Source organism: Rhizobium mulingense (genome assembly GCF_029194105.1).
Taxonomy (GTDB): Bacteria; Pseudomonadota; Alphaproteobacteria; order Rhizobiales; family Rhizobiaceae; genus Rhizobium; species Rhizobium mulingense.
Map to the genome: position 1 here is coordinate 135209 of NZ_JARFVE010000004.1, position 13806 is coordinate 149014.

Sequence of the window (13806 nt, forward strand, 5' to 3'; positions counted from 1 at the left end):
CTTATCCCTTTGCCTGCTTCACCAGTCCGGCGATGACGTCGCGCACCGACATGCCTTCGGCGCGGGCGGCGAAAGTCAGCGCCATGCGGTGCTGGAGAATGGGTTCGGCAAGCGCGAAGACATCGTCGAGAGATGGGGCGAGACGGCCTTCGTAGAGCGCGCGGGCGCGCGCGCAGAGCATCATCGCCTGCCCGGCGCGAGGACCTGGGCCCCAGGCGACGTTCTTGTCGGTCGAAGCATTGCCCTGTCCGGGACGGGCGGAGCGCACCAGCGAAAGGATGGCGTCGACGACCGTCTCGCTCACCGGCATCTGGCGCACCAGGGTCTGGATTTCAATCAGCCGCTGGGCATTGATGATCGCCTGCGGCCGGGTTTCGCCGAGGCCCGTCGTCTCGAGCAGGATCTGGCGCTCGGCGGCGAGCTCGGGATAGTTGACGTCGACCTGCAGCAGGAAACGGTCGAGCTGGGCTTCGGGCAGGGGATAGGTGCCTTCCTGCTCCAGCGGGTTCTGGGTGGCGAGCACATGGAAGGGCGCCGGCAGGTCATAGTGCTGGCCGGCAATCGTGATATGATACTCCTGCATCGCTTGCAGGAGCGCCGACTGGGTACGCGGCGAGGCGCGGTTGATCTCGTCGGCCATCAGCAGCTGGGCGAAGACCGGGCCCTTGACGAAACGGAAGGAGCGGCGGCCGCTGTCGTCCTGGTCCATGACTTCGGAGCCAAGAATATCGGAAGGCATCAGGTCGGGCGTGAACTGGATGCGGTTTGCGGCAAGGCCGAGTACTTCGCCGAGCGTCGTCACCAGCCTGGTCTTGGCAAGGCCGGGAACGCCGACGAGCAGGGCATGACCGCCGGAGAGCACGGCGAGAATGGTGTTCTCGACGACGCTTTCCTGACCGAAGATCACCTTCGAGACTTCTATGCGGATGGCGGCGATATCGGCGAGCGCCTTCTCGGCGGCGGCGACGATCGCCTTTTCATCGAGGCTGGCTTCGGTCTTCATCATACCCATGGGCAACTCCAACGGCTGAAATCATTCGGCAGCGAATCGGCGGACTTATACATCTGCCTCATACTCGATAGAGTTATGGAGATGCGACGGGCTGACAAGTTCGTTGCGAATGACTATCTCGTGACTTTACTTCGTTAAGGACAAACCGGGACGGAAGAATGGCAGCCGAGGAAATCAGCGGACAGGCGGATGCAGCGGGACTTGCCGCGCTGATTTCACGCGCGTCCGCGGAAAACAGCGGCAAAAAACGTGGGCTTCCGCCCGTTGAGCGGTGGAATCCGCCTTTCTGCGGCGATATCGACATGGAGATCAGGGCCGACGGCACCTGGTTCTACATGGGCACGCCGATCGGCCGGTCGGCCCTCGTGCGGCTGTTCTCGACGGTTCTGCGCAAGGATGAGGATGAGAAGACCTATCTCGTAACTCCTGTGGAAAAGGTCGGGATCAGAGTCGCCGACGCTCCGTTCATCGCCGTGGAAGTGAGCGTGACGGGGGGGAAAGGTCAACAGGTGCTGACATTTCGCACCAACGTCGGAGATGTCGTGGAGGCGGGAGGAGAGCATCGGCTGCGCTTTGCCATTGCGGGCGGGAATGCCGAACTGAAACCCTATCTGCATGTGCGCGGGCGGTTGGAGGCGCTGGTGTCGCGTGCGGTGATGTATGAACTGGTGGCACTCGGCGAGATCCTCGACGTGGAGGGGCGGGCGATGTTTGCGATCCGCTCCGCCGGCGAGGTCTTCCCCGTCATGCCGGCCGACGAACTGGATGCGCTTTCCCGATGAATGATGCGATCACCCACCGTTATCCGCTGTTCTCAGCAGCTGAATTCCGCCGCCGTGCACTCAATCAGAATGGCGGTCCGATCGACCATGCCTGGCGCGATCACGGCGACCATGTCCTCAACCCCGATATCGTCGCCGAGGTCGAGACCTTCAAGCTGCGCGATGCCGCCGTGCTCGTGCCCGTCGTCGACGACGGCGAGGAGGCGCAGGTGATCTTCACCAAGCGAACGGCGACGCTGCGCAAACATTCCGGACAGATCGCCTTTCCCGGCGGCTCGATCGATCCCGCCGATATCTCGCCCGAAATGGCGGCGGTGCGTGAGACGGAAGAGGAGATCGGACTTGCCGGCTCCTTCGTCGAGACCGTCGGGCGACTGCCGAACTATCTCGCCTCAACGGGCTTCCGCATCACGCCGGTGCTCGGCGTCGTAACGCCGGGCTTCGATTTGACGCTGAACCCGGCGGAGGTAGACGATGTGTTCGAAGTGCCGCTTTCCTTCCTGATGAACCCGGACAATCACAGCCGCGACAAGCGCGTCATCGATGGCATCGACCGGCATTTCTACCGCATGCCCTATGAAACCAGGATGATCTGGGGCATTACCGCGGGCATCGTCCGCACGCTTTACGAAAGGCTTTATGCATGACCGGCATTGCCGACCAAGCATGGTTTCGCGATCCGGCGCTCGGCCGGATCCTCGCACTTCTGAACGCCGATCATGGGGGTGGGGCCGAAGGGGGGGAGGCGCGGGTGGTCGGCGGCGCTGTGCGCAACAGCCTGATGGGCCTGCCGGTCAGCGATATCGACATTGCCACGACCCTGAGGCCGGAGGCGGTGATGGAGCGGGCGGCGGCGGCCGGCGTCAAGGCGGTTCCGACGGGCCTGCAACATGGCACGGTGACGCTCGTCATCGACGGCAAGCCGTTCGAGGTGACGACACTGCGCACCGACGTCGAGACCGATGGGCGCCACGCCAAGGTCGCCTTCAGCACCGATTGGAAGGCAGATGCCGAGCGGCGAGACCTGACGATCAATGCGCTCTATGCGGATGCGGAAGGAGAGGTGGTCGATCTCGTAGGCGGGCTTGCAGATATCGAGGCGCGCAACATCCGCTTCATCGGCGACGCGGCAACGCGTATTGCCGAGGACCATTTGCGGATCCTGCGTTTCTTCCGCTTCTTTGCCTATTACGGTTCGGGGCGCCCGGATGCCGAAGGGCTAAAGGCCTGTGCGGCGGCGCGTTCGAAGCTGAAGACGCTGTCGGCAGAACGCGTCTGGTCGGAGCTCAGAAAACTGCTTGGCGCCGCCGATCCCGGCCGGGCGCTGCTCTGGATGCGGCAGGTGGCGGTGCTGACGGAGATCCTGCCGGAATCGGAACGATGGGGGATCGATGCGATCCCTTCGCTGGTCGCGACCGAAAAGGCGCTCGGCTGGGCGCCCGACCCATTGCTGCGGCTTGCGGCGATCGTGCCGCCCGATGCGGCGCGGCTGGAAGCGCTTGCGGCTCGGCTGAAGCTCTCGAATGCGGAAGCTGCCACTCTCAAGGCCTGGGCGATAACGGCACCGGTCAACGACGAAATGACGTCAGCCGCCTTCGAAAGGCTGCTTTACCGCAACGGCGCGGACGGCATCACGATGCGCCTGAAGCTGGCGCTCGGCGTTGCACGGCGGAAGGCCGAGAGCGATCTTGACGAAATGGCGCGCACGGCACGGCTCGGCAAGCTTCTGGATCAGGCCATAACGTGGAAGAAGCCGCAGTTTCCCGTGAATGGCGCAGACGTGATCGCAGCCGGCACCCCATCCGGCCCGCGCGTCGGCGAAGTGCTTGCGGAGCTTGAAAACCAGTGGGTGGAGGAAAACTTCGCTTCCGACAGAGAAGCGTTGCTCGCTCGGCTGCGGCAACTTGTGCAATAGGTATCCCGCGTCGCGTCCGGTGGACGCGGCGCAGCTATCGTTGGTGGCAGAACTTGGCCGCCCGGCCGTCAGGCAGCGGTCGCCTCGTCGCGGATGCGGGCCTTGATGTTGTCAACCATGTTTTCGCGTATGGTGGTTTCGCCGTGAGCGGTCTTCAGGTGCTCGACGGCGCGACGGACGACTTCCGCGTCGTTATCCGCCCGGGTGTGCCAGGCGCAGCCGGGAACAAGCGTGCCGCATTCGAAAAGTCGCATGGTCTTCTCCTCTGTCTGAAACACAACGGCCATCGCGTTTGCACGCGATTGATGAAATGTGCGGAGGAAGCGAAGGTTCCGGCCGGCATCAGGTGACGACCGGAGAAGGTCTTTCAGTCGGGCATGGCCCAGGCTTTGTAGGTATCCGAGAGATGGCTGGGTGTGTTGCTGTTGGCGGCGTTCTGCAGCTCTTCCGGCGACTTTCCGCCGGCCAGCTGTAGCTTGACCTGCTCGATGAAGCAGGACAGCGGCAGATCCGAGCCGCTCTTGGCCCGCAGTTTCTCGGCGATGCGTATCAGGAACTCGGGCGTGTCGACTGCACGGAATGTTTCCTGGACATCCGTGGACGCAGGCGAGCCGCTTTGTGTCATCATGACAATCCTCCTCCGATTGTTACGCACGTACATATAAAGATAGGACTCACTGCATTTTTATGAAGGTCCCTCAGCTCGAATTTATCGATGAGATCTCACAGTCTCACGGCCAGCGTACGACTGGTGGCAGCGAGGAGAGAATGGATTCGACGTTGCCGCCGGTTTTCAGGCCGAAGATCGTGCCGCGATCATACAGCAGATTAAATTCGACGTACCGGCCGCGGCGGATCAATTGTTCGTCACGATCTGCTTCCGTCCACAGCTTGTTGAAGTTGGAACGGACGATCTTCGGATAAACCATGGCCAAGGCCCTGCCGACATCGCGGGTGAAGGCGAAATCGGCGTCCCAGCCGCCGGATTCATCGCTCGAACGCAGCCAGTCGTAGAAGATGCCGCCGATGCCGCGCGGCTCGTTGCGATGCTTCAGGAAGAAATAGTCGTCGCACCAAGCCTTGTAGGCATCGTAGTCGGCAACGGCATGATTGCGGCAGGCGATCTCCATGGCCTTGTGGAACAGCTGGCTGTCGTCGTCCTCCTGCGTACGGCGGCGCGACAGTACCGGTGTCAGGTCGGCGCCGCCGCCGAACCAGCGGCTGGTGGTGACCACCATGCGGGTGTTCATATGCACCGCCGGAACGTTGGGATTGACGGGATGGGCGATCAGCGAGATGCCGGAGGCCCAGAAGCGCGGATCGTCCTTGGCGCCGGGGATCTGTGCCCGGAATTCCGGGGAGAATTCGCCGTAAACCGTGGAGGTATGCACGCCGACCTTCTCGAAGACACGGCCTTCCATCATCGACATCCGGCCACCGCCGCCGGCGCCGTTTTCGCGCGACCAATCCTTGGCGACGAAGCGGCCGGGCTCCTGATCGGAGAGCGGGCCTTCCAACGCGTCTTCAAGCGCCTCGAAGGAGGCGCAGATGGTATCGCGCAGTCCTTCGAACCACTTGCGGGCGGCCTCCTTCTTCTCCTCGATATCTTCAGGCAAGCCGATCGGCAGTTCCGGTCTTTCCATTTGCGCCTCCGGCGGTCAGCCTCCGCTAGGGAAACGACTCGCTCATTCTTGATTGCACCTCCGGTCTAGCAGGTGGCGCCGCGTCTCGCCAAGCAGGCCGGCGCGGACATGGGCAGGCAAAATTCGACTCGCAAATCGAGTATTTCGATACTACCTTTTCCGAAGAGGTAGGTTTGATGGCAAAAATTCCAGGACCTCCGTCCTTCGACGGTCTGAAGCGCAGAATGGCGAAACACCGGGCGGAAAATCCGACCGCCAAGAGAGACCATTTCGTGCGTCAGACATATTGCCTCGGTTTGATCGACGCACGCGCCAAGGCGCGCGAATGGTTTGACGAATATCCGAAAGCGGCCTACTGGACCGAGGTGGAGAGCTGGCGTCAGCTCGACGGCGACCGGATCGAATTCACCATGCGCCGCCTTCCTTCGGCGGACTGACCTTCATTCCACGGCAGTCCGCACACGGCTTTCGATCAGCAGGCCGCTTTCATCCAGTATCGGATGCGCCACCGAGACGATGTGGGCGTTGATCCTCTTCAGGTCACGAAGCATATCGAGATGCAGAGAGCTTGTCTGCAGACTGTCGGCGCGTCCGTCACGCAGGCGCTCGAGATGGTGTTCGGCCGACTGTTTCTCCATCCGCCGGACCTCGACCTTTGTCTCCATCATCTGACGCGCAAGATTGAAATCGCGCGTGACGAAGATCGTCTGCGCTACACGAAGATTATCAATCGTCAGGTCGAACAGCTTCCGCAATTCCTGATGACCGTCGTCGGAAAACCTGAGACCAAGCGAGATCTTCTTGGATACCTGCTCCAGCAACCCTTTCTCGATGATGTCGCCCATATGTTCGAGATTGATTGCATAATCGATGACAATGATCGAGCGGCGGGCGTTTTCGTCGCTGAGCCCCTCGCGTCCGAGCTTTGAGAGATAGACCTTCACCGCCTGCTGAAGCTTGTCGACGCGCTCTTCGAGGGTCGCGATTTCGGAAAGCTTGGAAGCGTCATTGCGTTCGAAGGCGTCGGAGACCCGGATCAGCATGCGCTCAATAAGGTCGCCGATGCCGAGCACTTCGCGGGTGGCGCTGGTCAGGGCAATGACGGGCGTCGAAAGTTCATGTGCGTCTAGATATTTAGGCGCGGTGTCCGGCTCGGCCTGATCCGGGACCAGCCGGGTCATCAGGGTGGCGAGCGGCCTTGAGAAGGGCCAGGCGAGAGCGGCGAGCAGAAGGTTGAAGAGCAGATGCGCATCGACCGGGAGCTTTGACGGTCCGAAGGGCAGCATCTGGATTAATTCCGCGCCGTAGCCCGCGAGCGGAAGGGCGATGATGCAGCCGAGCGCACGCACGGCCAGGTTGCCGAAGGTGACGCGCCGCGCCGAGACCGGGCCGGACATCGTCGCGACGACAGGCGGTACCGCGCCGCCAAGATTGGCGCCGAGCACGAGCACGATGACCAGCTCGGCTGAAATCAGACCGGCCGAGGCGAGCGACAGGATGAGCACCACCACCGCCAGGCTCGATGACGAGAGGAAGGCGAGCGCTGCCGAGAAGAGGAGAGCCACGGGCAGGGCGCCGTCCAGCAGGCTGATGAAAGCGGCGAGAGCCGGAGAGGCGCGCATCGGCTCCGTCGCAAGACCAAGGAGATGCAGCGACAACAGCATCAGCCCTATGCCTATCAATGCTGCGCCACCGCCCTGGCGGGTGCTGGAGCGGCCGCGATAAAGGACGATGCCGACAAGGATCAGGAGGGGCGAGAGCCATTCGATACCGGTAGCGACGATCCATGCGGTGATCGCCGTGCCGACATTGGCGCCGAGCAGGATGATCTGGGCCATGCGCGGCTTGATCAGTTCGCGTTCGACGAAGGAGGCGGTCATCAGCGCCGTTGCCGTCGAGCTCTGCAGCGCGACGGTCGCGACCAGCCCCGACAGGAATGAGCGAAGGCCGCCGCGCGTGCCGGTCGCCAGCCCCGTTCTCAGCCGGGCGCCGAAGGCCCTGGACACGCCGTCCTTCACCTGCGCGAGGCCGAACAGCAGCAGCGCCACGGCTCCGAACAGGTTGATCATGATGATCGTGGAATCCATTTTCTTGTTTTATTCTGCTTTCATCGGTCTAAGGGCGTCGGCCTAATGGCAAATCTTCCCAAGCTATTGAAATTGTGAAGGTCGTGTGGGCTGTTTGATTGTCCGGCTAATAAATATACGCCGGTTTGATCGATTGACAATGTCGATTTTCGATACTTCCCGATATATTCGGCCATCCGTTTCGGGCAGGGCCAATCAAGCCCAGACGGTTTGGCGCATCGCCTCGCCGACGATCATGGCTGCCGAAATTGCGACATTAATCGAGCGCTGGCCCTCGACCATCGGGATGAGGATGCGGGCGTCGGCTCTCTCGTGCACGTGATCCGGCACGCCGGCGCTTTCGCGTCCGAACAGCAGGACATCGTCCGGGCGAAAGACGAAGTCTGTGTAGCGTTTGGCGGCCTTGGTGGAGCCGAGGATCAGGCGCCGCCCGGTCGTGGCGCGCCAGGCCTCGAAGCGGTCCCAGCTCACATGGCGGGTCAGCGCAGCTGCGGCGATATAATCCATGCCCGATCGTTTCAGATTGCGGTCGGAGACGTCGAAGCCGGCGGGTTCGATCAGGTCGACGGCAAAACCCAGGCAGGCGGCAAGGCGCAGGATCGTGCCGGTGTTGCCGGGAATGTCCGGCTGGTAGAGTGCCAGTCTGAGGTTCGTCATTCAGGCGCAGCTTGTTCGTTTCAATGCAGGGAGGCCTAATACAACTGTGATTTCGGCGCAACAGGGCGCTATCGGGCCCGGAAACATTCCAATTGCGCCGGTTCAGGGCTGGAAATTTGGCAATTTTCGCGTTATGCATGCACATCTTCGAACGCCAGCCGGGAGGGCCGCATGAATATTATGCTCATTATGCGCTTTCCCGCCGTGATGCCGATCAAGGCAACACGGCGCCGCTAGAGCGGTCTTCTTTCTAAAACTTCCCTTTGATCCATTGCGCGGCTGATTCAGCCTCGCCCCTTGAACGTCCGCTTCCCATATGTGCTTGCAGTGCGCCGAGATGGCGCGAAGCCGGGGAGCCGGAACGCTGATGTTTCGGAGCAATTTCATGTTTGGCTGGTTCGAACAGCGACTCAATCCCTTTCCGACCGAGGAGCCCGTTGCGCCCCCGAAAGGTCTCTTTGCTTTCTGCTGGCATTACAGCAAGCCGGCAGCGCCCTGGCTCGCCCTGATGGCCGGACTGACGGCGTCGATCGCGGTCGGTGAGGTGGCGCTCTTCCAGTTTCTCGGCGACATCGTCGACTGGCTGACCAATGCCGACCGCGCCACCTTCCTGCAGACGGAAGGCCACAAGCTGTTCTGGATGGCGGCGCTGGTGCTGGTCGGCTTGCCGCTGGCGGCCGGGCTCGATTCCCTCATCATGCACCAGATGCTGCTCGGCAACTATCCGATGATGGCGCGCTGGCAGATGCACCGCTTCCTGCTGCGCCACAGCATGACGTTCTTCGCCAATGAGTTTGCCGGGCGCGTCGCGACCAAGGTAATGCAGACCTCGCTTGCCGTGCGCGAAACGGTGATGAAGATCCTCGACGTCTTCGTCTATGTCGTCAGCTATTTTCTGACGATGATCATCGTGATTGCCGCGGCCGACTGGCGGCTGATGATCCCGATCCTCGTCTGGCTCACCATCTATGTCAGCATCGTGTCTTACTTCGTGCCGCGGCTTCGCAAGATCGCTGCCCAGCAGGCGGATGCGCGCTCGATGATGACGGGGCGCGTGGTCGACAGCTACACGAACATCGCAACGGTCAAGCTGTTCTCGCATGCGGGACGTGAGGAGATCTATGCCAAACAGGGCATGGACGAGTTCCTGCAGACCGTGCACAAACAGATGCGAAAGGTGACGCTGTTCCATATCAGCGTCTACCTGAACAACTGCGTCGCGCTCTTCGTCGTCTCCAGCCTGTCGATCTGGTTCTGGCTGAACGGGGCGATCTCGGTCGGCGCGATTGCCATCGCCATCGGTCTTGCCATGCGTGTCAACGGCATGTCGCAATGGATCATGTGGGAAGTCTCGGCGCTGTTCGAGAATATCGGCACGGTCTATGACGGCATGGAGATGATGAGCAAGCAGCACGACATCATCGACAAGCCGGGCGCGCCTTCGATGACGGCGAAGAAGGGCGCGATCCACTACGAGCGCATCCGCTTCCACTATGGCAAGGGCAAAGGTGTCATCGACAATCTGTCGCTCGACATCAAGGCGGGCGAGAAGGTCGGTCTGGTCGGTCGTTCCGGCGCCGGCAAGACGACGCTGATGAACCTGCTGCTGCGCTTCTACGACCTGGAGGCGGGCCGCATCACCATCGACGGGCAGGATATATCCGGCGTCTCGCAGGAGAGCCTGCGTTCGCTGATCGGCGTGGTGACGCAGGATACGTCACTGCTGCACCGCTCGATCCGCGACAACATCGCCTATGGCCGACCGGAGGCCACTGACGCCCAGGTGATTGAGGCCGCAAAGCGCGCCAATGCCTGGGAATTCATCGAAGGGCTCGTTGACATGCAGGGCCGTCAGGGACTCGACGCGCAGGTCGGCGAACGCGGCGTCAAGCTCTCCGGCGGTCAGCGGCAGCGCATCGCGATCGCCCGCGTCTTCCTGAAGGATGCGCCGATCCTGGTGCTCGACGAGGCGACCTCGGCGCTCGATTCGGAAGTCGAAGCGGCGATCCAGGAAAACCTCTTCGCCCTGATGGAGGGCAAGACGGTGATCGCGATCGCCCATCGGCTGTCGACATTGACGGAGATGGACCGGCTGATCGTGCTCGACAAGGGGCGGATCGTCGAGGCCGGCTCGCACGCCGAACTGATCGGGAGCGGGGGCATCTATGCCGACCTCTGGAACCGCCAGTCCGGCGGCTTCCTGTCCGATCACACCGAGGAAGCGGAAGAGGCGGCGGAATGATCAAAAGGCCCTCCCTGGGAGAGCAGGGAGGGCCTTTTGAATTGTTAAACTGATTTCTAGTTGCCAATGGGGAACAGGGCGCCGTTTCCCCTGTTCAAAGGCTGTCGGCCCAGTCGATCACCCGGTCGTGTTCGACGACGACGATGGTGTTGGCAGCCGCGAGCGTGCGCAGCGTAGCGATGCGGCGGCGTTCCTCGCTGTCGAGCCAGGCGGTGATGGCCTCGGCGACGATCACGTCGCGCGGCAGCGCCAGGTCGGCGGCCAGGGCGTCCAACCTTGCCGCGAGCGGAAGAGGAATATGCGCATCGAGCATTATCGTTTCCATGGCTTTCCCTCCGTTGAAGCGCGATCCTATCGTCAGATTGTGACCGGTTGGCGAGCAATTAGTGGCGATGCCGCCGATGTTATCGATCATTACAAAAATATAAGATTGCGACCGCTCATCGTTCCCTTTGCCGCTCTGCCCATTCCGCCTATATCGCTTCCATGTTTCTGCGACCCATCTTCCGCGTGTTCGAGACCTGGATTGATCCATTCCGCCCGCGCGCCAATCTTCAGCCGCCGCAGGCGACGCTCGGCTTCATCTGGTTCTATATCGGCCAGACGAGGATGCCGTTCATCGCCATGCTCATACTTGGCGGCGCATCGGCGGCAATCGAAGCCGCACTTTTCTGGTTCGTCGGACGCCTCGTCGATATTCTCGCCAGTATTACGCCCGGTGCCGGCTGGAGCGGTCTTCTCGCGGCCCATGGCGGCGAACTGTTTGGCATGCTCGCCCTGATCGGGCTGGTGCGCTTCGTCGTCGCCTTCCTGATTGCCCTCGTCGATCAGCAGGTGATCACCCCGGGCTTCTACAATCTAGCACGTTGGCAATCTTATCTCCACGTCTCAAGGCAATCATTGTCGTTCTTTCAGAGTGATTTTTCCGGGCGCATCGTCACAAAGGTCTGGTCGGCCGGCCAGGCAACCGGCGATCTCGTCACCTCGCTGATGGAAAGCGTCTGGTTTGTCGGAATATATGCGGTCACGACGCTGGTGCTGGTCGCTCGGCTGGACTTTTCCCTTGCCGCCGTCGTGCTGTTCTGGCTTGGCGCCTTCAGCCTGCTTGCCCGCCACTTCGTCCCGCGGATTCGACATCATTCCCGCGAGACGGCGGAAGCCGGATCGATGTTGAACGGCCGGATGGTCGACACCTATAGCAATATGCAGACGCTGAAGCTGTTCGCCCGCGACGAAGAGAGCGACCGCTACATGCGCCAGGGCTTCGATATCTATCAGGATACGGTGCTGCGCTTCACTCGATTCATCACCGGCGTCAGGGCCTCGATGGCGTTGCTTTCCGGCCTGATGATCGTGACGATGGCGGGTTTGAGCGTCGATCTCTGGCTGCGCGGCCTCGTCAGCGCCGGCGCGGTGGCGTTCTCGCTGGCGCTGGTGCTCCGGCTGAATTTCCTGCTCGGGCGGCTGATGACGCAATTCAACGGCATCATGCGCAATCTGGGCACCATCCAGAATGCCGCCGAGTTGATCTCCCAGCCTCTCGGGCTTGTCGATCGCGCCGATGCGCAGAGCCTGGTGATCCGCCGGCCGGGCATTCGCTTCGACAATGTTTCCTTCCGCTACGGCAAGGGGCAGGAGCCGGTCGTCGACAATTTCTCCCTGACCATCCGCCCCGGCGAGAAGGTCGGGATCGTCGGCCGTTCGGGCGCTGGAAAATCGACGCTGATGAACCTGCTGCTGCGCCTCTACGACCTCCAGGAGGGCCGCATCCTCATCGACGGCCAGGATATAGCGGCCGTGACGCAGGAATCTCTCCGGGTGCAGATCGGCGTCGTCAGCCAGGATACTTCGCTGCTGCACCGTTCGGTGCGCGACAATATCCTGTTCGGCCGGCCGGATGCCGGCGAGGAGCGGGTGGTCGAGGCGGCCCGGCGCGCCGAAGCCATCGACTTCATCACCCGTCTGCAGGATCAGCAGGGCCGCAGAGGCTTCGACGCGCATGTCGGCGAACGCGGCGTCAAATTGTCGGGCGGCCAGCGGCAGCGCATTGCCATTGCCCGGGTGATGCTGAAGGACGCTCCGATCCTGGTTCTCGACGAAGCGACGTCGGCGCTCGATTCGGAAGTAGAGGAAGCGATCCAGTCCAATCTCCATCGGATCATGGAGGGCAAGACCGTGCTTGCGATCGCCCACCGGCTGTCGACGATTGCTGCGCTCGACCGGCTGATCGTCGTCGATCTCGGCCGAATCATCGAGGAGGGCAGTCACGACGAGCTGCTTCGCCAGGGCGGGCTCTATGCCGAACTCTGGGCGCGCCAGTCCGGTGGATTCCTTGCGGCGGACGAGGATCTCGGCTCAGGGGTCGATGGTGAATTCCGCCACGAGACCAAAATGGTTTGACCCGTAGCTGTCGGCGATGCGGCGGACCGATTTCAGCCGCAAGGGCGCCCTCGCAAAGACGTGGTCGATCGGAATGCCGAAGGCGCTGGCTGCGATCGGCCAGGTTGCGGGCTCCACCGATACGGTGGCGAAGCCTTGTTTGCGCAGAAGGTCCTGTACGCCCGGCGTCAGGATAGAGGAGTTGAAATCGCCCGCCAGCACCAGCGGCCCCGGCAGGGTAGGCGCGATCGCGGCGAGGTCTTCGAGCTCCAGACCGTAGAACTCGTCGTAATAAGGTTTGGTCAGGTGCGCGGTCAGGAAGTTGACTTTGTGGCCGTCGAAATCGACCGTCGAGATCGTCAGCCGGTTGCGCCACAGCAGGCCGAGACTGCGGATGCGCGGCTCGATGAGCGGGCGCTTCGACAGGACCAGCGTATCGCATTCCTTCATGCCGATGCCGCAGCCGACATAATAGGGATAGGTTTTCAGAAGCCGCGGCAGTTCCGACAGAACCGGCTCGGCCTCGAGGATGTTGACGACGTCGGCGCCTGAGGCAATCGCCATGTCGGCGATCGCGGCACCGTTTGCGAAATTATCGTTTTCGATATTGAAGGACATCAGCCGGAAAAGAACCGGGCGGTTATCATCGACGGCGGGCTGAGCAAATTCGCGGGTCATCACGATGCCATGGACGGCAAGAGCCAGCGATGTGCCGAGCATCAGCAGGCCGTACCAATGGCGTTTGACAAGCAAGGCCGCGAGGGAGGCGAGTGCAGCGGCCGCCGCCAGGTGGAGCTGGAAGCTGTAAAAGAAGGAAAGGAGATAAAAATCGGTGACATACCGCAACGAGATGATGGCGAGGACCAGGGTCGTGAGGACACTGAATACGCAAAAAATCGTGTCTCTCATCCGCTTCGGTCCGGCTCGCTGGCGTGATTGCGACTGCGCCTATCACGGCAGCTTTTTTGTTGCAATGCAACATACCGGCAAGCTCGTGTTTGCCTTAAAAAATCATCCGAAATTTCCCGCGACATTGTGCCCCCGTCCCCTTGTCAAGGCTGGACATAATTTGCGATCAAGCTTAGAACG

14 protein-coding genes are annotated in these 13806 nt (G+C 61.7%); 6 read left to right on the forward strand and 8 right to left on the reverse strand.

Features of this window, described 5'->3' with window-relative positions:
• Window position 1: 1 nt before the first annotated feature.
• Entirely contained in the window at window positions 2–1012 is a 1011-nt protein-coding gene (locus PYR71_RS09550; RefSeq protein ID WP_275619158.1) for an AAA family ATPase, read from the reverse strand.
• Window positions 1013–1170: 158 nt separating this feature from the next.
• Here PYR71_RS09550 and PYR71_RS09555 point away from each other — a divergent pair, with 158 nt between their 5' ends.
• From PYR71_RS09555 to PYR71_RS09565, 3 genes are read left to right on the forward strand one after another with little or no spacing between them, the layout of a single operon-like run.
• The gene (locus PYR71_RS09555; RefSeq protein WP_275619159.1) at window positions 1171–1794 is read left to right on the forward strand and encodes a DUF1285 domain-containing protein; all 624 of its coding nucleotides are present in this window, start codon (window positions 1171–1173) and stop codon (window positions 1792–1794) included.
• On the forward strand, window positions 1791–2441 hold the full coding sequence (locus tag PYR71_RS09560; RefSeq protein WP_275619160.1) for a CoA pyrophosphatase: 651 nt from the start codon (window positions 1791–1793) through the stop codon (window positions 2439–2441). The genes PYR71_RS09555 and PYR71_RS09560 overlap by 4 nt, the downstream gene beginning before the upstream one ends.
• Window positions 2438–3709 carry a CCA tRNA nucleotidyltransferase gene (locus PYR71_RS09565; protein WP_275619161.1) on the forward strand — a complete coding sequence of 424 codons (1272 nt, stop codon included), beginning with the start codon at window positions 2438–2440 and terminating at the stop codon, window positions 3707–3709. Before PYR71_RS09560 ends, PYR71_RS09565 begins: the two co-directional genes overlap by 4 nt.
• A 68-nt stretch (window positions 3710–3777) precedes the next feature.
• Here the strand turns inward: PYR71_RS09565 and PYR71_RS09570 are convergent, their stop codons facing one another.
• The 3 genes from PYR71_RS09570 to hemF form a co-directional block, all read right to left on the reverse strand.
• Entirely contained in the window at window positions 3778–3963 is a 186-nt protein-coding gene (locus PYR71_RS09570; RefSeq protein WP_010029983.1) for a DUF1059 domain-containing protein, read from the reverse strand.
• Window positions 3964–4076: 113 nt separating this feature from the next.
• Complete coding sequence (locus PYR71_RS09575) at window positions 4077–4337, reverse strand: hypothetical protein (RefSeq protein WP_275619162.1); 261 nt, start codon at window positions 4335–4337, stop codon at window positions 4077–4079.
• 103 nt (window positions 4338–4440) lie between these two features.
• On the reverse strand, window positions 4441–5352 hold the full coding sequence (gene hemF / locus PYR71_RS09580; protein ID WP_275619163.1) for an oxygen-dependent coproporphyrinogen oxidase: 912 nt from the start codon (window positions 5350–5352) through the stop codon (window positions 4441–4443).
• A 176-nt stretch (window positions 5353–5528) separates the two neighbouring features.
• Here hemF and PYR71_RS09585 point away from each other — a divergent pair, with 176 nt between their 5' ends.
• Window positions 5529–5789, forward strand: a complete 261-nt coding sequence (locus PYR71_RS09585) for a hypothetical protein (RefSeq protein ID WP_010029910.1) — start codon at window positions 5529–5531, stop codon at window positions 5787–5789.
• Between the two features lie 3 nt (window positions 5790–5792).
• Here the strand turns inward: PYR71_RS09585 and PYR71_RS09590 are convergent, their stop codons facing one another.
• Together PYR71_RS09590 and PYR71_RS09595 are read right to left on the reverse strand one after the other, a co-directional pair.
• Window positions 5793–7439 carry a Na/Pi cotransporter family protein gene (locus tag PYR71_RS09590; protein ID WP_183912413.1) on the reverse strand — a complete coding sequence of 549 codons (1647 nt, stop codon included), beginning with the start codon at window positions 7437–7439 and terminating at the stop codon, window positions 5793–5795.
• Between the two features lie 195 nt (window positions 7440–7634).
• Window positions 7635–8096: a tRNA (cytidine(34)-2'-O)-methyltransferase gene (locus PYR71_RS09595; RefSeq protein WP_183912415.1), complete on the reverse strand. Its 462-nt coding sequence runs from the start codon at window positions 8094–8096 to the stop codon at window positions 7635–7637.
• Between the two features lie 385 nt (window positions 8097–8481).
• Here PYR71_RS09595 and PYR71_RS09600 point away from each other — a divergent pair, with 385 nt between their 5' ends.
• Complete coding sequence (locus PYR71_RS09600; protein ID WP_183912417.1) at window positions 8482–10338, forward strand: ABC transporter ATP-binding protein; 1857 nt, start codon at window positions 8482–8484, stop codon at window positions 10336–10338.
• A gap of 94 nt (window positions 10339–10432) precedes the next feature.
• Here PYR71_RS09600 and PYR71_RS09605 read toward each other — a convergent pair whose 3' ends face one another.
• Window positions 10433–10663: a CopG family transcriptional regulator gene (locus PYR71_RS09605; protein ID WP_183912419.1), complete on the reverse strand. Its 231-nt coding sequence runs from the start codon at window positions 10661–10663 to the stop codon at window positions 10433–10435.
• A gap of 161 nt (window positions 10664–10824) precedes the next feature.
• Between PYR71_RS09605 and PYR71_RS09610 the strand changes: the two genes are divergently transcribed.
• Window positions 10825–12738 (forward strand): ABC transporter ATP-binding protein, encoded by a 1914-nt coding sequence (locus PYR71_RS09610; RefSeq protein WP_275619164.1) that lies wholly within the window; start codon window positions 10825–10827, stop codon window positions 12736–12738.
• Here PYR71_RS09610 and PYR71_RS09615 read toward each other — a convergent pair.
• Window positions 12694–13626, reverse strand: a complete 933-nt coding sequence (locus tag PYR71_RS09615) for an endonuclease/exonuclease/phosphatase family protein (protein ID WP_275619165.1) — start codon at window positions 13624–13626, stop codon at window positions 12694–12696. The two genes, PYR71_RS09610 and PYR71_RS09615, sit on opposite strands and share 45 nt — an antisense overlap.
• Window positions 13627–13806: the final 180 nt, after the last annotated feature.